Consider the following 22,968-nt stretch of genomic DNA (forward strand, 5'->3'; position numbering starts at 1 on the left):
CATCAAAAATATTAGTTTTTATACTGCTGGTTTTTGTGCCGGTTTGTTTGCGTGCCCAGAGCGCAGATGAAAAAATTTTTAAACAAAAAATGGATTTGCCCAAAAGCGAAACCACTGCAAAAACAGCCATTACTATAGCGCAATCTTTTATCGGCCAGCCTTATAAGGCCGGAATGCTGGATGCCGCAGCAAATGAACAACTGGTGTGTACACTGAAAGATTTTGATTGCTGGACTTTCGTAGAAACGGTATCGGCTCTGGCTATTACCAGGCATTCTCCTATTTCAGATTTTCCGGTTTTTTTGTCATATCTTAAAAAACTTCGCTACCGCAGTGGCAACATTGAAGGCTATGCCTCAAGGCTGCATTATTTCAAAGAATGGGCAGTAAGAGCAGAGCAAAACAAGATTGCACAAGACATGACCGAATTGATGGGTGGTGTGCCTTCTGACAAGTTGATTGATTTCATGACCACGCACCGCAGCTTGTATCCGCATTTACAGAAACAAGAGACCTTTGCCGAGGTTACCAGATACGAATCTGAATTAAACGGTTATGGTTTTTATTATATACCCAAGGCTGACGTAAAAAAGATGGAGAGCCAGATTGAAGACGGAGACATCATTGCCATTACATCAAATATAGAAGGGTTAGATTTTAACCATGAGGGCTTTGCTATCCGTAAAAACGGCAGGATACATTTGCTGCATGCATCGCAGGAAATGAAAAAGGTAATGATTTCGGCAGAGCCTTTAACAGATTACCTGAACCGGATTAAAAAACACTCCGGAATAGCCGTTTTGCGGTTGTTATAGTGGCTATTCAATAATTTTTCCGTCTTTCATTACCAGTTTTATATTTCTGATGGCTTGTATATTTTGTGCAGGGTTGCCTTCTACTACCAAAATATCGGCCAGTAAACCGGGCTTTATTCTACCTACCTGTTTTTCAATATGAAAAGCATCGGCATTAATACTGGTTGCTGATTTCAGCACATCTAAAGGCTGCATACCATATTCAACCATCATTTCCATTTCCCGGGCGTTATCGCCATGCGCAAAAACGCCTACATCGCCTCCCATACAAATTTTTACGCCTGATTTTAAAATTTCTTTAAAAGTCTGTTTTTTCTGCTTAACACGTTCCGGGTCAGGTTCAATGCCCTTTTTCCAGCCTCTGTATTGCAAAATGGCGTCACCGGCTGCAAGGGTAGGGCATAAGTACACGTTTTTTTCTTCCATCAGTTTCCATATTTCAGGCGTGCCGTTGTCGCCATGCTCAATGGTTTCTACACCGGCTTCAATGGCTCTTCGCATTCCTTCCGGTGTTGAGGCATGCGCAACTGTTGGTCTGCCTGCACTTCGGGCTGTAGCTACAATCAGCTTAATTTCGTCAACCGTAAAAGTAGGTGCTGCTTCACCTCTCAGGCCCCATCTGTAGTCGGCATATATTTTAATTAAATCTGCGCCTTTGCCAATCTGGTTTCTTACTTTCTTTATCAAATCATCATGGCCGTCAGCTTCTTCGGCTCCTTGAGGTAAAGTAATTTCAGAAGCAAACCCTTTGGGCGCATAGCTTCCGGTGGCTACCAGCGCTTTGGTGGCAATCAATAATCGTGGCCCCGGTATAATGTTTTCATTGATTGCCCTTTTTAAACCAACATCGTCAAATTCGGCGCCTTCGGTACCCAAATCCCGGGCAGTAGTAAAGCCCGCTTTTAAAGTTTTTTCAGCATGTGTTACCGCTCTGGCAGTTCTGTATGAGCGCGATTCTTTTAAAACCTGGTCGTCCCAAGGAGTTTCGTTGTAAGGATGAAGAAATAAATGTGTGTGGCCTTCAATGAGCCCTGGCAAAAGTGTACAGTTTTTCAGGTCAATAAGTCGGGTGTCTTTATCAAGGTCTTTCTCGATGGTTGTCTGTAACCCAACATTTTCTATTTTATTGTTTTTTATTAACACACCATAGTTTTCAAATATTTTTTCACCATCAAAAACCCGGGCAGGTTTCAGATAAACGGTAGATTGTGCCAGAAGGCTGCACGAGCCTGTTACGAACAATGAGAACAATATGAGTCTGTTAATAAAATGTAGTCGCATAAGATGCATTTATTGAATAGTTTGGTAATAAAAGGCAGTTATTGCCTGAAACGTCTGAGGCCGATGAGCCCAACGGTAATAAAAACAAGACCCATCACCAAATTAGAAATAGTAACTGTAGGTGTAAAAAAACGGAGCGAAATAATGAGTACGCCGCATGTAATAGCTATGTAGCTGGCATAAAATGAAAGCTTGTTTTTATTCATTTGTATCAGGTCAGGTAATTGATTTGAATTTTATTCAAAAATAAACTTTTATTTAATTTTATTGCCTGAATTTTACATTTTTACGAAATAATCAAAGAATCACATGCTTATTGGTATAGGCGGGGTGAGCCGCTCCGGTAAAAGTACGCTGGCCAATCTTCTGGTAACCCATTTCAGGAAAAACGGCAAAAAAGTAATTGTTTTTCATCAGGACGATTTTGTGTTTCCGGAAACGCAGATTCCGAAGATAAAGAACCGGACAGACTGGGAGTCTCCTCATTCTATTGATTTCCCATTGTTTGAAGAAGTGCTGGTGCAGTTTAAAGAGAAATTTGATGTAGTAATAGCCGAAGGACTCTTCGCTTTTCATAGCGACTCTATCAATGCGCTATACGACAAGAAAATCTTTGTTAAAATCTCTAAACGCACTTTCCTGATCAGGAAAGCTATGGATACCCGATGGGGATATGAGCCTACCTGGTTTATTGAACATATTTGGGGGTCGTTTCAGAAATACGGTAAGCCATCGGCCCATGTGAAAGATATGCTGGGTGTGAGCGGAGAAGATGAATTTGATATGGACAAAGTGATTAAGTATATCCAAAAAGGCAATAAAAGCTAGCGTAGGCTCTTCATTAGATTTTCAACGATTAATTTTTGAATTTGTTCTATTTAACAGACCTTTGCATTCTCATTAAAAATCAGTTCAATGAATCTTATAGACGGAAAATTAATTTCGGCTCAGGTAAAACAGGAGTTAAAAGAAGAAGTTGAAAAACTAAAGGCAGAAGGTGGTAAAACCCCGCATCTGGCGGCCATATTAGTTGGCAGCAATGGTTCAAGTGAAACCTATGTAGCCAGTAAAATCAGGTCTTGCGAAGAAATAGGCTTTAAGTCGACTCTTATCAGAAGAGATGAAAGTGTTACTGAACAAGAACTGCTGGAGGTGATTCAACAGCTGAACGACGACGAAGATATTGACGGCTTTATAGTGCAGCTTCCGCTGCCTGCCCAGATAAATGTTGAAAAAGTAATTGAAGCCATAGAACCCAGAAAAGACGTAGACGGTTTTCATCCTATCAACATAGGCCGAATGGCCAAGGGGTTGCCTGCCTACATTTCTGCTACACCATTTGGGGTATTGGAGTTAATTAAAAGATATAAAATAGAAACCGCCGGTAAACACTGTGTGGTAGTAGGCCGCAGCCAGATAGTAGGTTTGCCTATGAGTATTCTTATGCAGCGCAATGCGTACCCTGGCAACTGTACGGTTTCTTTGGTACATAGCCGCACGCCGAATCTGGCTGAAATCACGCGCCAGGCTGATATTCTGATTGCAGCATTAGGAAAACCTGAATTTATTACTGCCGATATGGTGAAAGAAGGGGCTGTGGTAATAGACGTTGGCTTAACCAGAGTAGTAGACTCCACCAAAAAAAGTGGCTTTGCCCTAAAAGGAGATGTGAAATTTGACGAAGTGGCGCCTAAGAGCAGTTACATTACGCCTGTACCGGGTGGCGTGGGCCTTATGACAGTAGCCGCGCTGATGTACAACACGCTGTTATCGGCCAGAAGAGAAATTTATAAATAAACCAAAAAGGGGCTTAGGCCCCTTTTCTTTTTTATATTAATGATTGATAAAGAGTTGATGAACAATAGATTTACCGCTTTCGGTTTGTAGTTCAACAAAGTATATACCATCTTTAAGCTTTTCAACATCAAACTCTTGTTGGTTGCCTGCTTCCAGATTTTGTTTCTGTACGATTCTCCCCTTCGAGTCTTTTAATAATGCTGTTGTTTTCATGGTGTTGAACGATTGTTTACTAAAGTCTGCAGTCATGATGTTATTTTTTTTCTTTTAAGACGAAACTTTGACAACACTTAGTTGCATTGGTTTAATCTTTATTTGTATTTTATTGCTAAAAGTAACGGTTTTGATTTATTAAACAAGAGTAGTTGTTTTTTTTCAACGCTTTTTTGTAGTTAACTTACGCTTTAGTATAAAATACTTATTGAAGGGGCACAAGTTAGCAGTTACCTGCTGTGGTAAATCTAATGAAATGAAGGGGGATTTTTAGATTACAGACTGAGCTTGGGCGTTTCTGCAAGCTGAAGAACTTACCATTAAAAATAATGTAGAATATGCCATTTTGAAGCACTCGTATGTGTGCTGAAATGGAATTGGAAGGTCTCAAAAATCAAAATACTAATGAAAACAGTGCAAAAAACTAAGGCCTGAATATCAGTTTTGTAGTATAGAATTTCCCTTTCTGAAACTGAAAATAGATTTTTCCTACCCTGATAACTGTCATTTCCTTGATGTTGTCGGGGTTATTGAGGTCATCTTCAAGGGTATGAATACTGCCGTTGGTCTTTTTGGCAATCTGAACATAGTCTGACTGAAACGCCAGGTCTTTTTTATAGGTTTCGCCGCAAAGTATAATATGAGTTTTCTTTTTAACCTTCGATAAGTGCTTCATATCTTTAACGGGGCTACTGTTATCGGCAATCATGATAATCTCATCAGCTTCCGGAAAGTGCTTTTGTGCATATAATAAAGCTTCAATGTTGTTCTCGGGTTTGTCGTTATTGTTTTCTGTATTGCTTATGGCGGCAAACATGGCATCCCACAACTGCATTTCATTCTTTTCTTTTACCATAAACATTTTACCGGGCAGCTTGCCTTTGGTCTGGTTGCCCAGGCTGTCGCAATCGGTAAAGAAAACCACTCCTTTCACACTGGTGTTGTCGGCATTTTCGGTTATCCAGTCAAATACCTGAGTGGTGTACGGAAACATGCTCGACGTCATGTCACACACAATCACTACATTTTTCCATTTTTCAATATTTCTATCCAGTGCCTGGTAAGAGGTAAGTTCGTATGTTTTACCTAACTGGCGCACCCGAAGTATTTTGTCGCTCATTGAAATGGCAGAAGCGTTCAGATACCGGATTTCCTTGTCGAGCAAATCAGGATGAATTTTGGGTGTGGTAGTGGTTAATTTCCTGGAGGCCAGCTTATTTATGTGAAGGTTCGAAAAAGTTTCGGGTTTAAAGTTTTCAGCGTTTTTTTCTGATGCCTCGATTTCTTTGGCAATAGCAGGCGGATTAACCTTTTTCAGGTCGGTTTCTTCTGCAGCCTCAGTGTCTTTAGACATTGGCTGAACCACCTTTTCCGGTTTGTTTTCTGGCTTTACAAAAGGTGATTCTAACGATATTTGTTGTATAATTTCTACCTCATGGTTATTGTAAAGGTAAAAACCCAAACCGGCCATCATAAGAACAGCGCCGGGAATAGCAAAGCGAAGAAAAGAACTAATCTTTATTTTGCGTTGCATTTTCTTCCAGTCTTCCGGCGAATAATCCGGCTGGAAGCTATCCAGCTTCTCCCTGATTATCCGATGAAATTTTTCTTCTTCTGACATGACTACAATATTTTCGTTAATTTTTGACGAAGCAGCCCATTAGCCAACGATAAATTGGCTCTGGATGTACTTTCTGCAATCTTTAACATTTCTGCAATTTCTTTGTGAGAGTATCCTTCAATAGCATACAAATTAAAAACAATCCGGTAATTGGATGGTAAACTCTGAACGGCCGCCATGATATCTTCAGATGAAAGTCGGGCGTAAACTGATTCGTCGCCGAAGTTTTGTTCAGCTATGTTTTCAGACAACTCAGCCGATTGCTTATTTATATTTTTTCTGTAATGATCTATGGCGCCGTTAATCATTATACGCCGTAACCAGGGCTTAATACTCTCAATATTATCAATTTTGTGCAGATTTCTGAAAACTTTCAGAAATCCATCATTCATTATTTCCAAAGCATCTTCTCTGTTTTCACAATAACTCAGGCAGGCAGATAATGCAAATCCATGAAAATGCTCATAGAAGATTTTCATGGCCTTTTCATTGCCTTTCAGGCAGTTTTCGACAACCTCCATCAAACTATTCGAGGTCAATAGCTTTTTTCTGGTTAAGGTTTTAAAGTAAATTTCTGCTGTCTGTGTTGTCATGGGAAATTTACGTTTGAAAATTCAGGTGCTTTTTATCAAGACGTAAATTACCTTTCAAAACGCTGTTGAAAATAATTTTTTTTCCCGGTTTCAGGCAGATTTTTATTTGCTGGTCTGGAGAAGCAAACTATTCATGCGTACCTAGTCAAGCAAAATTCAGACACGCGCCTGCATGGCCCTGGCGGTTTGCTTCCGCTTCGGATACACGTAGTCAAAGCCGTTCTGAACTTTAAGGTTATAATCAAAAAACTCAATTGCCCTTTGCAGGTGGCTGCGGTTAATGGCCACAAAATAAGGTCTTTTACCAGCCCCTTTACGTACCAGCCGGGCATCAAGTTTAAAAATTGTACCTTCCGGATAAGTGCCAATCAGTTTTGAAGGGCAACTGATTTTTATGTCGCGCGGTACAGGCTGGCCTAAAATGGTGGTCAGCCGCATTCTTCTTTTATTGATGTCGAAAAAAGATTCGGCAAAGATATCTATAAAGAAAACCTTGTTTAGTTCCGGAACCTCATCCAATAAAGACAACTGCATTCGCTTTGGTGTTTAGCAACCTGAGTGCACACCCACTACAGGCATTTTGGGAATTATGCAAATCTATACAAAATTTGAAAATATTCTAAACAGGTATGTGATTTTTTAAGTAAAAAGCGTACCTTTGCGCATCTTTTTTTGAAGTGTAAACAAATGGCAGAAGTTAAGATTTTTTCAGGTACGTCATCAAGGTATTTGGCCAGTCGGGTAGCCGATTATTATGGCAAAGATTTAGGAAGCGTAAGCATCAACCGTTTTGCTGATAGCGAAATTTCGGTAAGCTTTGATGAATCTGTAAGAGGGTGTGATGTGTTTCTGGTTCAGTCGACATTTCCTCCGGGAGATAATATCATGGAGCTCTTAATGCTGATTGATGCTGCCAGACGTGCCTCGGCTCACTATGTTTGTGCAGTTATACCCTATTTTGGATATGCCAGACAAGACAGAAAAGATAAGCCAAGGGTTGGAATAACAGCCAAGCTGATTGCCAATATGCTTACAGCTGCCGGTGCAGACAGGGTAATGACCATGGACCTGCACGCCGGCCAGATTCAGGGCTTTTTTGATATTCCGGTTGACCACCTGGAGGGTACATCAGTTTTTGTGCCTTACCTGAAAACCCAGAATCTGGAAAATATCAAGTTTGCATCTCCTGACGTAGGCGGCGTGGCGCGTTGCCGCAAGTTTGCCTCTTTTTTTGATGCAGATATTGTGATTTGCGACAAGCACCGTAAAAAAGCAAACGAAATAGCCTCTATGCAACTGATTGGTGATGTGGAGGGCTCTGATGTGATTCTGGTTGATGACCTGATTGACACCGGAGGTACCATTTGCAAAGCAGCTGATCTTATTTTATCTAAAGGCGCCAGGTCGGTTCGTGCTTTCTGTACGCACCCGGTGCTTTCTGGTAAAGCTAACGAAAATATATCAAATTCGGCTCTAACAGAATTGGTAGTAACTGATACCATTCCATTGCGCCACGACAACCAGAAAATCAAGGTGTTGTCTGTTGCTGAACTATTCGGCAAGGCTATTGGGCGTATCAGAGATAACGGGTCTATTAGCACATTATTTATAAATTATCAACAGAATCTGGGCTTCTGACAAGAACCCGATTCATTATTTAAACTTTACAAAAATGAAAAAAACTGAGATTGTAGGGTATAACAGAGCGAATCTCGGACGCCAGGCTTCACAGGAATTGCGCGCGCAAGGTATGGTTCCATGTGTTCTATACGGTGGTGCCGATCAGGTTTCGTTCTATGCGCCTGCTTATTTGTTCCGTGACCTATTGTTCACTCCAGATGCTTACGAAGTAACCATCAATATTGAAGGCAAAGTATATACAGGTATCTTGCAGGATTCACAATACCATCCTGTAAATGACCAGATTATCCATGCTGACTTCCTGGAAATTACACCTGATAAAATTATCAAGGTAGCGGTTCCTATCAAATTGCACGGTCCGTCAGAAGGACAAAAGAAAGGGGGTAAACTGGTTCAGAAAATGCAAAAACTACGTTTGCAAGGGCCAGCCAAACATATTCCTGATTACGTAAACGTTGATATCAAAGACCTTGACTTAGGTAAATCTATCAAAGTAGGTGCTATTGGTGAAATTGAAGGTGTTAAAATCCTTGATGCCGCCAGCAATCCTTTGGCAGTTATTACCATTCCTCGTTCTTTGCGTCAGCAATAAGATTGAGCTAATCGCTAATAGATATTTAACGGGCCGGCAACGGTCCGTTATTTTTTTGAAGTTTAGCTACGGCGGCTTGGAGGCTGATGATTTATATTTTAGATTTCAGGCGGCTCAGTGTTTCCTGAGATACATTCAGGTATGAGGCAACCAGCTTGTTAGGCAGCCTTCTTACTACCGAAGGGTTTTCAGCCATCAGCCTGCGGTATCTTTCAGTAGCATCCTGTGTTAAAAAAGACATCAACCTGCGGGTATTATTAACATACGCTTTTTCAAGATAATTTCTATAGAATTTTTCCCATTGAGGTACAACTGTAATTAGCTGATGGAAATCCTGATGTGTTATATACAGAAGTTCGGTGGGTTCGGCAGCTTCAATAAACTCGTCTGATGGCTCTTCGGTTATAAAACTTACCAGCGCGGTGGCAAACTGGTTTTCAAAAGCAAAATAGCGGGTGGCTTCCTGCCCGTCTTCATTAATAAAAAATATACGTAAACAACCTTTGCCAACGAAGAAGGTCCGCTGGCTGGTTTGTCCCTGGGTAACCAAGGGTTCATTTTTCCTTAGTTGTAAGGGTTTGAAGCAATAAAGAATGCTTTTTAATTCATCTTCACTTACATCAATCTGACTTTTGATATATTGGCTTAGCTGTTCGTACATATATAAAAATCAATCTTTAACGGTCAGTTTTTCTGCCAGTTTGCGTGCATTAGGAATAATAAGAAATGCAGCAGCATAAGCAACAGGTAGCATAACGCTCCAGGCTTTCAGAAATTTAAAGAACCAGTCTTCACCAAAGCCGTAGTTACGCATCAGGCCTACAAAAGCCATAATTAATGTCATGGGTATCACCACAAATAATGTGTTGATGTACTTAAAATGTTTCTTTTTCATTTGTTTTAATTGTTTAAGAATAATTTGATGACGCAAAATTGCATGGTTTATTTTTCTTAAACTTTGACATAGGTCAAAAAAAATCTTGCCACTCAAAATGGTGGCAAGATTGCATACTACGACAGTTATTTACGACTTAAATATAAAATTCTTGATGGGTTTATTCATTCAGTATTGTAATACTTTGTTTACCTCTATCATCACAAAGGCATCGTCAAGCATATTTCTAAATTGTTCAAACTCGCGCGGTGTAAACATCAGGTAAAAATTACTAACAGGTGTTTTTAAACCTATGTTACGGCCATTGCAGCACAAATCTCCGGCATTAAAAACGGTATCACCATCGTCTAGTATTCGTCTGAACTGCCGCAGGTCTTCTTCCGGAAAAACAAACAACTGATTATTAAAAACCATGTTGTATTTTTGGCAGCAGGGGCATTTACCTACATATCCGTAGCTGCAAGAGGCCAGTATTAAGAGTTTATGATTATCCATTTTTCATCGGGTCAACTTCTTTTTCAATACTTCAGCGTAGTTAATTTTATCATAGCCGTTTATTAAATCTTTAAACCTGCTAAGCAATGGTTGGCCAATCAGAAAAATCCGCTGATTATGCACATATTCAATTACCTCTGAAACCTGCTGAAACAGGGGTGCGGGGTTTTTGGTTATTTCTGAGTTTTCTTTCATGGCTTATCATAGTAAAGGCGCTTTTGCTGGCTTCAGTTATTAAGCGCCTTTTTGTTTTCACAGTTTTGTTTTTCACAATGGCCATACAAAAGCAAATCGTGTTGGGTAATTTCAAATTGCATCATTTCGCCAATCATTTTCTGAATCTGCTGTAAACGGGGGTCGCAGAATTCTTTCACCTGTTGGCAATCCAGGCAAATCAGGTGATCGTGCTGCCTGAAATTGGCCGCTTTTTCATATTTGGTTACATTGTTGCCAAACTGGTTTTTGCGTATCAGCCCGCATTCCAGTAAAACTTCAAGGTTATTATATATAGTAGCCCGGCTTACATATTGCTTTTTGTCGACCATTGTTTTGTAGAGGTCTTCTGCGTCAAAATGGTCATTCCTTGAATAAATCTCCTCTAGCATCATCATCCTTTCGGCAGTCTTTCGCAATCCTTTTTCCTCCAAAAAGATTAAAAACCTTGCAAGAGCTTTCTCGTAGTTTACATCTTTCATTTTTCCTCTGTTGCTGGCCATTTATAAGTGGTCTGATTTAATCCTGAATCTTATCCTGAGACAAAGTTGAGGCTTATTTAGAATTAATCCAAATAATTTTATCTATTTATTTTTAATTAGTCTAAATAAGATATACATTTGCGTCATCAAATCAAACAAAGCATTTTTAAATAAATGAGTAAACTAACACCCCACAAAATGAAGTCAGTTTTTACAGTGTTTATGCTAATGTGCGGTTCATGGGCATGGGCTCAGAACGGAACAGTGAAAGGAAGAGTGATTACCAGCGACGGTAAAGCAGCAGAATTTGTAAATGTAATTTTAAAAGGAACAAACAAAGGCACGCTTACCGATACCCTGGGTAATTACCAGATTAGCCAGGTGAAGGCCGGCGATTACACGGCGCAGGTAAGTTTTATTGGCTTAAAAGCCGAAACCAGAAAGTTTAGTATGAAAGCGGGCGAAATCGTTACGCTTGATTTTACGATGGACATAAACGCCAACCAGCTGCAGGAAGTAGTAGTGGCAGCCAACCCTAGTAAATATGTATCAGATTATCCTTCTATTTCGCTTCGGTTAAAAACTCCTCTTCTTGAAATCCCACAAAACATACAGGTAATTACCAAACAGGTGATTCAGGACCAGCAGATTTTTGATATGCTGGAAGGCGTAACCCGCAATGTGAGTGGCGCAACCCGTGTAGAGCACTGGGATACCTACGCCCAGATAAACATGAGAGGCTCGCAGATTGCGGCGTTCAGAAATGGTATGAACGTGCAGTCTACCTGGGGCCCGCTGGTGGAAGACATGAGCATGGTAGAGCGCATTGAGTTTGTAAAAGGCCCGGCAGGTTTTATGCTGGCCAATGGAGAACCAAGTGGTTTTTATAATGTAGTTACCAAAAAGCCAACAGGTATTAACAAAGGAGAAGCCTCAATGACAGTAGGCAGCTTTAATACCTATCGGTCAACATTGGATTTTGACGGAAAATTGACCGATAACGGCAAAATCCTTTACCGATTGAACCTGATGGGGCAGACGAAGGGCTCGCACCGCGATTTTGAATACAATAACCGTATATCAATAGCACCGGTTCTGAAGTTTCAGTTTACGCCCAACACCTCATTAACCGCCGAATACACCTACCAGTTTAACCAGATGTCGGTTATTGGTTCAAATTACGCATTTTCTAAGAAAGGCATGGCCGATTTACCCGTTAATGCCACTACGGCAGAGCCGAACATGGACCCATCGAACATTAACGATAATACGTTTTTCCTGACGCTGGCACATAGCCTGAACAGCAACTGGAAACTGACCGGCCAATTGGCATATATGACCTACAAACAGATTGGGCAGTCGTTATGGCCAACAGGTTTTTCGGCCAATGGTGATACTTTAATCAGAGCTGCCTCTGTCTGGGACGTACTGGGCATAACAAAAGTAGGTCAGTTCTTCGTAAACGGCGACGCCAAAACAGGTGTAGTAGGCCACCGGATTCTGGCAGGTCTTGACATGGGCCAGAAAGATTTCTATCATGACTGGTCGCAAGGAGGCACCTTTAAAGGGCCGCAAGGTTTTAATATTTACAATCCTGTTCACGGAAACGTACCGGCATCGGCCTTTCCTAAATATGACAGAAGCCTGAGCCTACGCCAGAGAGGAGTTTATTACGCTCAACAGTATGCGGCCATTTATGCACAGGACGAAATCAGGTTCTTTGAAGATAAATTAAGACTAACCCTGGCCGGAAGATACACCAGCGCACAAAATAGTGACCCATATTCTGGCTTTGTGAAATCAGAGAAATTTACTCCACGTGTTGGTTTGAGTTATTCTATCGACAAAAATACGAGCGCTTATGCAGTATTTGATCAGGCTTTTCTTCCACAGGCAGGCGCTGACGCACAAGGCAAAGGCTTTAAACCTGTTACAGGAAACAACAAGGAAATTGGCTTGAAACGCGAATGGCTGGGTGGTTTGTGGTCTACGTCAGTAGCTGCCTATAACATTACCAAAAACAATGTACTGACAGCCGACCCTAACAACCAATTCTTCTCGGTGCAGTTAGGTCAGACACAAGTAAAAGGATTTGAATTTGACCTACGCGGGCAGTTGATTCATGGTCTTGACCTTACTTTGAACTATGCATACACCGATGCCAAAGTAACCAAAGACACGCAGGAGAAAAACGTAGGCGTACAAACGCCGGGGTCGTCTAAAAATATTGCAAATGCCTGGTTGAGCTATAAATCTACAGCGGGTAGCTTGCAAGGATTTGGCGTATCGCTTGGCGGTCAGCTTATTACAGGTCGTTCGTCATGGTATGTGTTTGACGGATCCAAACAAGGCTTGCCCAACTATTTCAAAATGGATGGCGCCGTTTCTTATCAGGCCAACAAATTCGCTGTGGCCCTTAATGTAAACAATATACTCAATGCCTACTTATATATGGGTGCGTATTATACCTACAGCGACTTCTATTACTGGCAGGCAGAAGCAAAAAGAAACCTTCGTCTTTCAATCAATTACAAATTCTAATCAGGTATGACCTTTAAGAAATTAATAGGTAAACTACACCTCTGGCTCGGGCTTGGCTCCGGGCTGGTGGTGTTTGTGGTAAGTATAACCGGTTGCATTTATGCCTTTCAGGTTGAAATTCAGGACCTTACGCAACCTTACAGGTATGTTGAGGTTCAGAACAAACCTTTATTGAAACCATCTGTGCTAAAGGCCGTAACAGAGAAGGCGGTGCCCAACAAAGTAATTCATAGTATCACTTATGAAAGACCCGGGCGTGCGGCCATTGCCACTATTTATCATTACGAGCCATCCTATTATTATCTGGCTTACCTGAACCCATACACTGGCGAAGTGCTGAAAGTGAAAAATATGGATGAAGATTTCTTCCGTATCATTCTCGACGGCCATTTTTATTTGTGGTTACCAGACCGAATCGGGCAGCCGGTTGTGGCTACTGCCACGCTGATTTTTGTTGTGTTGATGATCAGCGGGCTGATTCTTTGGTGGCCTAAAAACAAGTCGGCGGCTAAACAAAGGTTCTCTGTAAAATGGAATGCCCGCTGGAGAAGGGTCAACTACGACCTGCACAATGTGCTGGGCTTCTACATGACCTGGGTGGTTATTTTTATTGCCATTACCGGGCTTGTTTGGGGTTTCCAGTGGTTCTCTAAAGCCTATTATTATACGCTTTCAGGAGGCAAAACACAGGTTGAATACTATGAGCCGGAGTCGCCCTCTCAACCCCTTGCCTCTTCTATACCAGCGATAGACCGCATTTACGAAAAAGTAAGGGCCGAAACCCCCGAAGCGCTTACAATAGAGGTACACCCGCCTGAAACCGGGAAATCAACCATTGCCACTGCCACCACTACCGATACCGATGTGTACTGGAAGCATGATTACAGGTATTTTGACCAATATACCTTGAAGGAGGTACCGGTGGAACATGCCTTTGGCCGCCTGAAAGACTTATCGACAGCAGATAAAATCTTCCGGATGAACTACGATATACACGTGGGAGCATTGTTTGGTTTTTCAGGTAAACTTCTGGCATTTTTTGCCAGCCTTATAGCTGCCAGCCTGCCCATTACAGGTGTGTATATCTGGTGGGGTAGAAGAAAAAAGAATGCAAAACCGGCAGGCCAGGTTAAAACCAAAGCAACCGTACTGAATGCCTGATTTCTGAAAGCAGTAATAATGGCCGATGTTCAATTGAATCCAATACATAAAATCATAACTCTATGAAAATTAAACTTGCAGTATTAGCCTTTATTCTGATGCCCTATGTGTTGCAGGCACATGGCTATTGGTTAGAGGTGAAAGGTTCTGGCAAACCAGGTGAGCCGGCCAGAATACAGATTTATTATGGCGAATATGTAAACCAGGGTAGGATGAAGGGTAAATCGCTCGACAAAATGAATGAGATTAAACTCTTTGTGATTGACGAAGCCGGAAACCGCCAGGACATACCTACCAAACAAACCGAAACACATTGGGAGGGTACCTTTACACCAGCAACTGAAGGTAATTACCAGATACTGGGCATTAACGAAACCCGCGAAGTGCAAGACTGGCACAAGCATAACCTGGGCATTGTAAGACCCATGCAGTACCTGCGCACCAACTATAAAGTGGGCAAAGGTGCCGTACAGGCTAAATCGGTCAATTACTTTGATATTGTTGCCACCGAATCAGATAATGGTATTAGCCTGACCGCTTTTAAAAACAATGTACCTGCCGACAAAGCAAAGTTGACCATCATAAGCCCGGACGGTTGGGAGAAAGTAAAAATAACTACCGAAAAAGGCAGGGCTTCATTTGTGCCAAACACCAAAGGGGTGTATCTGATAGAAGCCGAATGGATTGACAAAACACCCGGAACTTATCAGGATAAACCTTATGAGTCGGTCAGGTATCATACAGAAACCACCATTGAAGTAAAATAGGCTCCGACTACTGAATCCACACCACACTTTTGCCATGAAATTTATAACCAATATCAGGAATCCGGATGAATTGCAGAGCCTGAGCGATGAGCTGAAAAAAGTGGGGGTATCTTCATTCAGAATTGATTTCGGCGCTCATCATATTCTTACCATCAATAATGAAGCGGTAAAAGAAGACGAAATAGAATGCGCCCTAAGAAAAGCCGGATGCAAATGCGTTTGCTTTAAGAAATGTAATTATAAAGCTTAAATAACAAAGTGACTGGTTGATTTTAATCATGAATTATCAATGATGTAATGGCGAGTCATTTCATAGACAAACCAATTAATCAAACTGTAATTAATTCAATCGCTTTTGCATAGGTCTGGCAAAACGCAAATAGGAAGTAAAAATCCATTTTTTAACTATAAATCAACTATTTTAATTTAAACAGATATGAAAAAAACATTCATGTTGTTATTGGCAGGATTTGGCGCATTTGCCCAGAAATCGGCCGACATAGCGGCTATCAAAGCACAATGCGGATGCCATGAAGTGAAATTTGATTACGCAGAGACTTTCAGCCCCAATAAAGAGTACAAGCTAAGCAGCCAGTACCATGCGAAAGGAACCGAATATGTATTTGTGGTGGAGGAGTCAAAAGATAAGATTGTTATCCAACATTTACTGGCAATAGGCGACACCATGGTGGTGAAACACTGGCGAGAAGACTGGACCTACGAAGACCCAACCTTATTCAGTTTTTATAAAGAAAGTACCTGGAAATACACACCGCTTGAAAAAAACACAGTAAAGAAAGGCTGGTCGCAGAAAGTATATGAAGTTGAAGATGGCCCACGTTATGAGGGTTTCGCACAATGGTCGCACGTAAATGGCAAACACCTTTGGGAAAGCAAAGTAGATGCGCCGCTCCCACGTCGTGAGTACACCAAAAGAAAAGATTACAACGTTCTGAAAAGAGGTAACCGTATTTATGTTACAGATTACGGCTATCTGCACGAACAGGATAACGATAAAGTACTAAGAAAAGATGGCAAAGACCTGGTTTTAGTACAGGAAAAAGGTTTGAACGACTACCGTCGACTGGCTGATGATAAAGCCTGCGAAGTAACTAAAAAATGGTGGGCTGAACATGGCGCTTTCTGGGCTGATGTTCGTGCAGAATGGCAGGGAGTTTTCGACCAACACAAAACTTTTACATTGAAACAATTTGTAAGAAGTAAAATGTTAAGCGAGCATCTGGAAGCCATTGAAAAAGAAAAGAATGATTCAGCAACAAACCGCAAAAAGATTAAAGATGTCTTAACCCAATTTGTAACTTATAATACTGACGAAGTAATTGGCAAAAACTAAGCCCTTGGTACAGATTTCAGAATTCTGTGATTTTTGAATTGATAAAGTCCCGTAAGGCGAGAGCTTTGCGGGATTTTTGTTTTATACAATGTGCCAATTAACGAATCTGGTATAGACGCAATGCTTGCGTCTTATCTTAGAATTTGATTTGCAAAGCATAGTTTTACATATCTGGTTCACCTAATATATATGCCATCAGAGACGCATGCAATGCGTCTCTACTAATTATAAAAAAGAAGCCCCATTGAGCAATCAACGGGGCTTCAAAATAGCTTATTTTAAGCCTGAAAAGGCTCTAAATTATTTCAATGAAGCAACGGCTTCTGCTTTAGCTACATCCGCCTTTGAAGGGGCTGAAACAGCTTTTACAACCGGAGCTTTCTCAGGAACACCCGCATGTTTGGCCGGCACTGCAATGTATGGGGCAATAACCAATGATACGATTGACATCAATTTAATAAGGATGTTCATAGATGGGCCTGAGGTATCTTTGAAAGGGTCACCCACGGTGTCACCGGTTACAGAAGCCTTGTGTGGCTCCGATTTTTTGTAGTAGGTTTCACCGTCAATAACCACTCCTTTTTCGAACGATTTCTTGGCGTTGTCCCATGCACCACCGGCGTTAGACTGGAACATACCCATTAAAACACCCGATACTGTTACACCAGCCAGCAAACCACCCAGAATTTCGGGCGATGAAGTGTCTGGAAAAACATCTTTGAATCCGAAGCCCACTAAAACCGGCACTATGAGAGCGATGGCGCCCGGAAGAATCATTTGTTTGATTGATGCTTGTGTAGAAATTGCGACACATTTTTCGTACTCAGGTTCTGCTTTGTATTCCATAATTCCGGGGATTTCACGGAACTGACGGCGAACCTCGTTAACCATTTCCATGGCGGCCTTACCCACCGCAGAAATACAAAGGGCACTAAAAATAAATGGAATCATACCGCCTATAAACAAGCCGGCTAATACCGGGGCTTTGTAAATATCGATGGCGTCAATTCCGGCAATACCTACAAAGGCAGCAAACAATGCCAGTGATGTAAGCGCTGCTGAGGCAATGGCAAAGCCTTTTCCGGTAGCTGCTGTGGTGTTACCAACGGCATCGAGATTGTCGGTGCGTTCGCGTACTTCCGGAGGCAACTGAGACATCTCAGCAATACCACCGGCGTTATCGGCAATAGGGCCGAAAGCATCAATCGCCAATTGCATGGCAGTAGTGGCCATCATACCTGCTGCGGCAATAGATACGCCATAAAGGCCGGCAAAATGATAAGAGAAAATGATACCGGCTGCCAGAACGATGATGGGTAATACGGTTGATTCCATACCCACAGCCAAACCGCCAATAATATTAGTAGCATGGCCTGTACCTGATTTCTGAACGATAGACATTACCGGGCGTTTACCCATAGCCGTGTAATACTCGGTGATAACAGACATTAAAGCACCTACTACCAAACCAACCACAATAGCCCAGAAGACACCCATGGCCGTAAACTCATGACCGCGAAGGTTCAGGCTGGCAGGTAAAATATTGGTTACCAGAAAATAAGAAGCTATCAGCGTAATGATAATAGACGCCCAGTTGCCCAGGTTCAGTGCGTTCTGTACTGAAGATTGATCGTTTTTGATACGCACAAAGAAAGTTGAAACCAATGATGCCAACAAACCAACACCGGCAATCAGCATGGGTAGCAAAACAGGAGAGAACCCACCATAATTATCGGTAACGTTAATTTCCTGCCCTAAAACCATTGTAGCCAGAATAGTAGCCACATAAGAACCAAAAAGGTCGGCGCCCATACCGGCAACGTCACCCACGTTATCACCCACGTTGTCTGCAATTGTGGCCGGGTTACGCACATCATCTTCAGGGATACCCGCTTCAACTTTACCTACAAGGTCAGCGCCAACGTCGGCAGCTTTGGTGTATATACCGCCACCCACACGGGCAAACAAAGCAATAGATTCGGCACCAAGAGAGAAACCTGCCAGTACTTCAATGGCGGTTTTCATACCGATAGAAGTCAGGTCTTCTCCTTGAGCAAAAATGTTGTAAAACACAATGAATAGTCCTCCCAGACCTAAAACGGCAAGCCCTGCAACACCCATACCCATTACTGAACCTCCGGTGAACGATACCTGCAGTGCTTTAGCCAGCGAAGTACGGGCAGCCTGAGCAGTGCGAACATTAGCTTTGGTGGCAATTTTCATACCTATATAACCGGCGGTGGCAGAAAAAATAGCTCCGATTAAGAATGCAACAGCAATGATAGGTGAGGAATGAATAGGGGATTCGGCAGTGCCTTTGTTTGTGCCCAACCAAGCCAGAATAATGGCCGTAGGAATGGCAAAATATGCCAAGATTTTCCATTCTGCTTTTAAGAATGCAATGGCTCCGTCGGCAATGTAGCCTGAAAGCTTCTGCATGTTGGCATCTCCGGCAGGTTGGTTAGAAACCCAACTGAATCGCCAAGCAGTGTAAAGTAATCCGATTATTCCGAAAGCCGGAACAAGGTAGACAATCTGTGAATCCATAAATGAATTATTTTGAGTTTAGTAAGTATTATTTTAAGAATGTCTACAAATTTACAATAAGAACTTGAATTAGAAAACGCACGATTTTGAAAAAATGACCGATTTTTTGCAAGTTATTGATGGTCAGTATTTTGAATGTGGATAAATTCCGCATTGTGTGGTCTGTTTGTTACTAAAGGAAGTTTTTTTTGCATTTTACTATGCTTTTTGAAAGTAAAATACCTTATAAATAACCCGTTTTTTCAGAGGCTGACAATTCGTCATATTTTTTGGTTGGAGATGTAAGAAAAATTGCTTGTAATGCGGCCGAATGGAGCGCAAAGATGATTTGAATTTTGCCTATATAAAACAAAATGACTATTTATAACAGGTTTGTTTTTAGTGATTTGATTTTTGATGAAGTTCAATTCCTAAATTAATTTCGGTAAACAAAAATCTTTATTAACTTTCTGACCAGATTCATACGGCTTATATTCCAACCTTTTTATTAGTTCTGTTTTTCCATCTTAACCTGATTTTTATAATATCTAACTACAATGAAGAAAACCCTAATTTACTTTTTTACACTTTTTACAATGATTAGTTTCGGTCAAACGAAACAATTGAGTACCGGTGAAGTCATCCAAGCCATGAAAAGGCTCAATGTAGTGGGCAATGTATTGTACGTGGCTGCACATCCGGACGATGAAAACACACTTTTTATTACCTGGCTTTCAAAAGAAAAAATGGTGCGCGCAGGCTATATTGCCATGACCCGTGGCGATGGCGGACAAAACCTGATAGGCTCGGAGCAGGGAGAATATGTAGGTTATCTGCGTACTCATGAGCTGCTGGGCGCCAGAAGTGTTGACGGCGGCGAGCAGTATTTTACCCGTGCCAATGATTTTGGCTTTACTAAAACTACCGATGAAGCCCTAAAAACATGGGGCAAAGAACAGATTCTGGCAGATTTGGTTTGGAGAATCAGAAATTTTCAGCCTGATGTAATGGTAAATCGTTTTCCGCCAGACCCCCGTGCCGGGCATGGGCATCACTCGGCATCAGCCGTGTTATCTGAAGAAGCCTATAAAGCGGCTGCTGACCCGACGCGTTTCCCTGAACAACTGGCTTATGTGAAACCCTGGCAGGTAAAGCGGGTGGTTTGGAACTCGTTCTCGCCCAATTTCCAGAACAACACACCCGAAGAAGGCAATTATATAAAAATAGAGCTGGGTAATTATAATGCACTATTGGGTAAATCATATACTGAAATTGCTGCCGAAGCACGCAGTATGCACAAAAGCCAGGGATTTGGTTCTGCAAGAACCCGTGGTGAGCGTGCAGACTATGCTTTGCATAAAGTAGGAGAACCTGCACAGAAAGATTTGTTTGATGGCATAGACATGACCTGGAAACGTGTAAAAGGCGGCGAAAAAGTGGAAGGTATGGTTAATCAGATGCTTGCTGATTTTAAAGCTGAAAACCCGTCGGCTTCTGTTCCTGCTCTGATAAACATTTACAATACCATAGACGAGCTTGAAGTTAATGTCTGGACCACCTACAAAAAAAATGAAGTAAAGGATTTGATTCTGGCTTGCAGCGGACTTTGGTTTGAGGCGAATCCGGTTGATTATTCAGTGGCGGGTGGTGATAAAATCAAGGTGAATCTGAGTGTTGTATCACGCTCTGATGTAAACATTACCTTAGATAAAGTGAGCTTTAAAGGTACCGGAAAAGATTCAACCATGAATCTGAAACTGGTTTATAATAAGCCGGTTAATCAATACTTTGATTTGACGATTCCGGCAAGCACACCAATAACACAACCATATTGGTTAATGGAAGAAAAAGAAAAAGGTTTTTATAAGGTAAAAGACCAGCTATTGAGGGGCCTGCCTATTAAACCTGCTGATTTGGTTTGTGATTATACCTTTACCATTAATGGTAAGGCATTTAATTTTCAGACACCTCTTACCTATAAGTTTGTTGAACCGTCTATCGGTGAAATTTATCGATACTTTGAGGTTCGTCCGGAAGTAATGGCCACAATAGACGAAAAGGTGTATGCCTTTGCTGATAACCAGCCTAAAGATGTAAAAGTAACCGTAAAAGCCGGTAAAAAGGGTGTGTCAGGCAGTGTGTCGCTGGTAGCACCTGCGGGCTGGAGAATTGAACCTGCGGCCATTAATTTTGAACTGAAAGAAAAGTATGAAGAAAAGATAGTGAGCTTTAAGGTTTACCCGTCTGCCACGGCATCAGATGTGAGCCTGAAAGCTGTGGTAAAAACGGCCAGCGGTACTTATAACCGCGGAATTGCTACCATAGATTACAAGCATATACCTACGCTTACTTTGTATCCGGTTTCTGAGGCAAAGGCCATCAGAATTGATTTAAAGAAAAAAGGAACAAAAATTGGATACATTGCCGGTGCCGGTGATGAAGTGCCTGCGGCTTTGGCACAAATTGGTTATCAGGTAACCATGCTTACCCCGGTTGAATTAGGAAAGGATTTGTCGGGCTATGATGCCATCATTGTTGGGGTACGTGCCTATAATACAGAAGAGCATCTGAAGTATTTTCAGGATAAACTAATGGATTATGTAAAAAATGGCGGTAATGTGGTTACGCAATACCAAACCAATGCCTTCTACGGGGTATCTAAAGTAAAAGAAATGGGGCCATACAATTTCGGTATTGGTCGCGGACGAGTAACAGATGAAACAGCAGAGGTAACCTTCCTGAAACCTGCACACCCTTTGTTGAATACCCCTAATAAAATAACAGCAAAAGATTTTGATGGCTGGATTCAGGAAAGAGGATTATACTTTGCCGATAAATGGGCAAAGGAATATGAAACTATCTTTACAATGCATGATGCAGGCGAAAGAGAAGAGGAAGGAAGCGTGCTATATGCCAGATATGGAAAGGGTAATTTTGTATTTACAGGTTTGTCGTTTTTCAGAGAGTTACCAGCAGGCGTACCCGGGGCATATAGGTTGTTTGCCAATATGATTTCGGTGGGGAAATGAAATTCTTCCAATAAGTCTAAATAAAAATAGGAGCGGGTTGCCTGCTCCTATTTTTTTATAATTGTAGAGCCGAATTGCAATGCGGCTCCTGTTGCAGAATTTGTGTTTTCTATTGTTAATAGTATTTATCCAAATAATCATTTAATGAACTAAACGTGCCCGTGAAGCCGCATTGCAATGCGGCTCTACCAAAATCCAGTTTAATTTTGAAAAATTAAAAACCTTATATAAGTTATTATATCTAAAGCCCTGTAGGGGCGATATATCAGTAGAAGTAGAATTCGTTCCAAACTGAGAGTCCCCTCAGGGACGATATATTCTTATATCATCTCCGATGGGATTCTTGTAAAATCAAGGCGTTGTTTTCTAATTTTGGTATTAATATATTATGTTCTGAAACGTCAATATAAATAGAGTGCCGTTAAATAACTTCTTCTGAATTCTCTTGATTTACATGTTAAATACTCTCAATTTAATAATGCCAAAGAAATTTTGTAAAAAATTCAAACACAACTGAATTATGAAAACTATCTCATTAATACTTGTCTTCTTTGTACTTTGTTTACAAGGGTGTAAAAAGGAGAATCCTGAATCATCTACTTTAGAGAAATGCGAGATTTCAAAAAAGGAAGGTTGGTTCGTTGAATATGAAATAAAAGAAGTAACCGGAACGATTTTGAAGAATCCATCTTCTACTAATCCGCAATCATTTCTTATTGAATTGGATTATAAGTATCCCACAATAGTCATTCCTTGCAACTTGCCTTCAGGTTTTGAGACGCCTAATACCAAAGTAATTGTGTCAGGAAAAATTTATAATCATCCTTTGATTGATTTTCAATATTTTCCTATGGAGCTAACGTTCATTAAGCTTATTAAATAAAGAGAGTCCCGTCAGGGACGATATATTAATATACCGTCCCTGACGGGACTCAACACTAAATTTACTTCT

23 protein-coding genes are annotated in these 22,968 nt (G+C 41.3%); 12 read left to right on the forward strand and 11 right to left on the reverse strand.

What is annotated here, in order from left to right:
* Positions 1-89: 89 nt before the first annotated feature.
* Positions 90-815, forward strand: a complete 726-nt coding sequence (locus tag MB380_RS10360; protein ID WP_253535270.1) for an N-acetylmuramoyl-L-alanine amidase-like domain-containing protein — start codon at positions 90-92, stop codon at positions 813-815.
* Positions 816-818: 3 nt separating this feature from the next.
* On the opposite strand, the gene MB380_RS10365 is transcribed toward MB380_RS10360, so the two are convergent.
* Positions 819-2,096 carry an amidohydrolase family protein gene (locus tag MB380_RS10365; RefSeq protein WP_253535272.1) on the reverse strand — a complete coding sequence of 426 codons (1,278 nt, stop codon included), beginning with the start codon at positions 2,094-2,096 and terminating at the stop codon, positions 819-821.
* Between the two features lie 309 nt (positions 2,097-2,405).
* On the opposite strand from MB380_RS10365, the gene MB380_RS10370 reads away from it, so the two are divergent.
* The gene (locus MB380_RS10370; protein ID WP_253535274.1) at positions 2,406-2,924 is read left to right on the forward strand and encodes a uridine kinase; all 519 of its coding nucleotides are present in this window, start codon (positions 2,406-2,408) and stop codon (positions 2,922-2,924) included.
* Positions 2,925-3,011: 87 nt separating this feature from the next.
* Complete coding sequence (locus tag MB380_RS10375; RefSeq protein ID WP_253535276.1) at positions 3,012-3,893, forward strand: bifunctional 5,10-methylenetetrahydrofolate dehydrogenase/5,10-methenyltetrahydrofolate cyclohydrolase; 882 nt, start codon at positions 3,012-3,014, stop codon at positions 3,891-3,893.
* A 36-nt stretch (positions 3,894-3,929) separates the two neighbouring features.
* On the opposite strand, the gene MB380_RS10380 is transcribed toward MB380_RS10375, so the two are convergent.
* The 4 genes from MB380_RS10380 to MB380_RS10395 form a co-directional block, all read right to left on the reverse strand.
* Positions 3,930-4,142 (reverse strand): T9SS type A sorting domain-containing protein, encoded by a 213-nt coding sequence (locus tag MB380_RS10380; protein ID WP_253535279.1) that lies wholly within the window; start codon positions 4,140-4,142, stop codon positions 3,930-3,932.
* 388 nt (positions 4,143-4,530) lie between these two features.
* Positions 4,531-5,727 carry a hypothetical protein gene (locus MB380_RS10385; RefSeq protein WP_253535281.1) on the reverse strand — a complete coding sequence of 399 codons (1,197 nt, stop codon included), beginning with the start codon at positions 5,725-5,727 and terminating at the stop codon, positions 4,531-4,533.
* Between the two features lie 2 nt (positions 5,728-5,729).
* The gene (locus MB380_RS10390) at positions 5,730-6,320 is read right to left on the reverse strand and encodes an RNA polymerase sigma factor (protein ID WP_101727062.1); all 591 of its coding nucleotides are present in this window, start codon (positions 6,318-6,320) and stop codon (positions 5,730-5,732) included.
* Between the two features lie 156 nt (positions 6,321-6,476).
* Positions 6,477-6,854 (reverse strand): hypothetical protein, encoded by a 378-nt coding sequence (locus MB380_RS10395; protein ID WP_253535283.1) that lies wholly within the window; start codon positions 6,852-6,854, stop codon positions 6,477-6,479.
* Positions 6,855-7,007: 153 nt separating this feature from the next.
* Between MB380_RS10395 and MB380_RS10400 the strand changes: the two genes are divergently transcribed.
* Together MB380_RS10400 and MB380_RS10405 are read left to right on the forward strand one after the other, a co-directional pair.
* Complete coding sequence (locus MB380_RS10400; protein ID WP_253535285.1) at positions 7,008-7,958, forward strand: ribose-phosphate pyrophosphokinase; 951 nt, start codon at positions 7,008-7,010, stop codon at positions 7,956-7,958.
* 34 nt (positions 7,959-7,992) lie between these two features.
* Entirely contained in the window at positions 7,993-8,553 is a 561-nt protein-coding gene (locus MB380_RS10405; protein ID WP_253535287.1) for a 50S ribosomal protein L25, read from the forward strand.
* A gap of 91 nt (positions 8,554-8,644) precedes the next feature.
* Here MB380_RS10405 and MB380_RS10410 read toward each other — a convergent pair whose 3' ends face one another.
* From MB380_RS10410 to MB380_RS10430, 5 genes are all read right to left on the reverse strand, one after another.
* Positions 8,645-9,214, reverse strand: a complete 570-nt coding sequence (locus MB380_RS10410) for a Crp/Fnr family transcriptional regulator (RefSeq protein WP_253535289.1) — start codon at positions 9,212-9,214, stop codon at positions 8,645-8,647.
* A gap of 9 nt (positions 9,215-9,223) precedes the next feature.
* Positions 9,224-9,448, reverse strand: coding sequence for a DUF2798 domain-containing protein (locus MB380_RS10415; protein ID WP_253535291.1), 225 nt, complete (start codon positions 9,446-9,448; stop codon positions 9,224-9,226).
* A 168-nt stretch (positions 9,449-9,616) separates the two neighbouring features.
* The gene (locus MB380_RS10420) at positions 9,617-9,943 is read right to left on the reverse strand and encodes a DUF6686 family protein (protein ID WP_253535293.1); all 327 of its coding nucleotides are present in this window, start codon (positions 9,941-9,943) and stop codon (positions 9,617-9,619) included.
* A gap of 3 nt (positions 9,944-9,946) precedes the next feature.
* Positions 9,947-10,138: a hypothetical protein gene (locus tag MB380_RS10425; RefSeq protein WP_253535294.1), complete on the reverse strand. Its 192-nt coding sequence runs from the start codon at positions 10,136-10,138 to the stop codon at positions 9,947-9,949.
* A 32-nt stretch (positions 10,139-10,170) separates the two neighbouring features.
* A complete protein-coding gene (locus MB380_RS10430; RefSeq protein WP_253535296.1) occupies positions 10,171-10,659 on the reverse strand; it encodes a Fur family transcriptional regulator in 489 nt (162 codons plus the stop codon).
* A 153-nt stretch (positions 10,660-10,812) separates the two neighbouring features.
* On the opposite strand from MB380_RS10430, the gene MB380_RS10435 reads away from it, so the two are divergent.
* The 5 genes from MB380_RS10435 (at position 10,813) to MB380_RS10455 (ending at position 16,461) form a co-directional block, all read left to right on the forward strand.
* Positions 10,813-13,179 carry a TonB-dependent receptor gene (locus tag MB380_RS10435; protein ID WP_253535298.1) on the forward strand — a complete coding sequence of 789 codons (2,367 nt, stop codon included), beginning with the start codon at positions 10,813-10,815 and terminating at the stop codon, positions 13,177-13,179.
* Positions 13,180-13,185: 6 nt separating this feature from the next.
* Positions 13,186-14,340, forward strand: coding sequence for a PepSY domain-containing protein (locus MB380_RS10440; RefSeq protein ID WP_253535300.1), 1,155 nt, complete (start codon positions 13,186-13,188; stop codon positions 14,338-14,340).
* 62 nt (positions 14,341-14,402) lie between these two features.
* Complete coding sequence (locus MB380_RS10445; RefSeq protein ID WP_253535302.1) at positions 14,403-15,107, forward strand: DUF4198 domain-containing protein; 705 nt, start codon at positions 14,403-14,405, stop codon at positions 15,105-15,107.
* 34 nt (positions 15,108-15,141) lie between these two features.
* On the forward strand, positions 15,142-15,357 hold the full coding sequence (locus MB380_RS10450; protein ID WP_253535304.1) for a hypothetical protein: 216 nt from the start codon (positions 15,142-15,144) through the stop codon (positions 15,355-15,357).
* A gap of 186 nt (positions 15,358-15,543) precedes the next feature.
* Positions 15,544-16,461 (forward strand): DUF6607 family protein, encoded by a 918-nt coding sequence (locus MB380_RS10455; RefSeq protein WP_101727050.1) that lies wholly within the window; start codon positions 15,544-15,546, stop codon positions 16,459-16,461.
* Between the two features lie 300 nt (positions 16,462-16,761).
* Here MB380_RS10455 and MB380_RS10460 read toward each other — a convergent pair whose 3' ends face one another.
* Positions 16,762-19,008 carry a sodium-translocating pyrophosphatase gene (locus tag MB380_RS10460; RefSeq protein WP_253535306.1) on the reverse strand — a complete coding sequence of 749 codons (2,247 nt, stop codon included), beginning with the start codon at positions 19,006-19,008 and terminating at the stop codon, positions 16,762-16,764.
* Positions 19,009-19,637: 629 nt separating this feature from the next.
* Here MB380_RS10460 and MB380_RS10465 point away from each other — a divergent pair.
* Positions 19,638-22,016 (forward strand): PIG-L family deacetylase, encoded by a 2,379-nt coding sequence (locus MB380_RS10465; RefSeq protein WP_253535315.1) that lies wholly within the window; start codon positions 19,638-19,640, stop codon positions 22,014-22,016.
* Between the two features lie 520 nt (positions 22,017-22,536).
* Positions 22,537-22,899 carry a hypothetical protein gene (locus MB380_RS10470; RefSeq protein ID WP_253535317.1) on the forward strand — a complete coding sequence of 121 codons (363 nt, stop codon included), beginning with the start codon at positions 22,537-22,539 and terminating at the stop codon, positions 22,897-22,899.
* Positions 22,900-22,968: the final 69 nt, after the last annotated feature.

The sequence above is a fragment of the Emticicia sp. 21SJ11W-3 genome, from assembly GCF_024138715.1.
Classification (GTDB): domain Bacteria; phylum Bacteroidota; class Bacteroidia; order Cytophagales; family Spirosomataceae; genus Emticicia; species Emticicia fluvialis.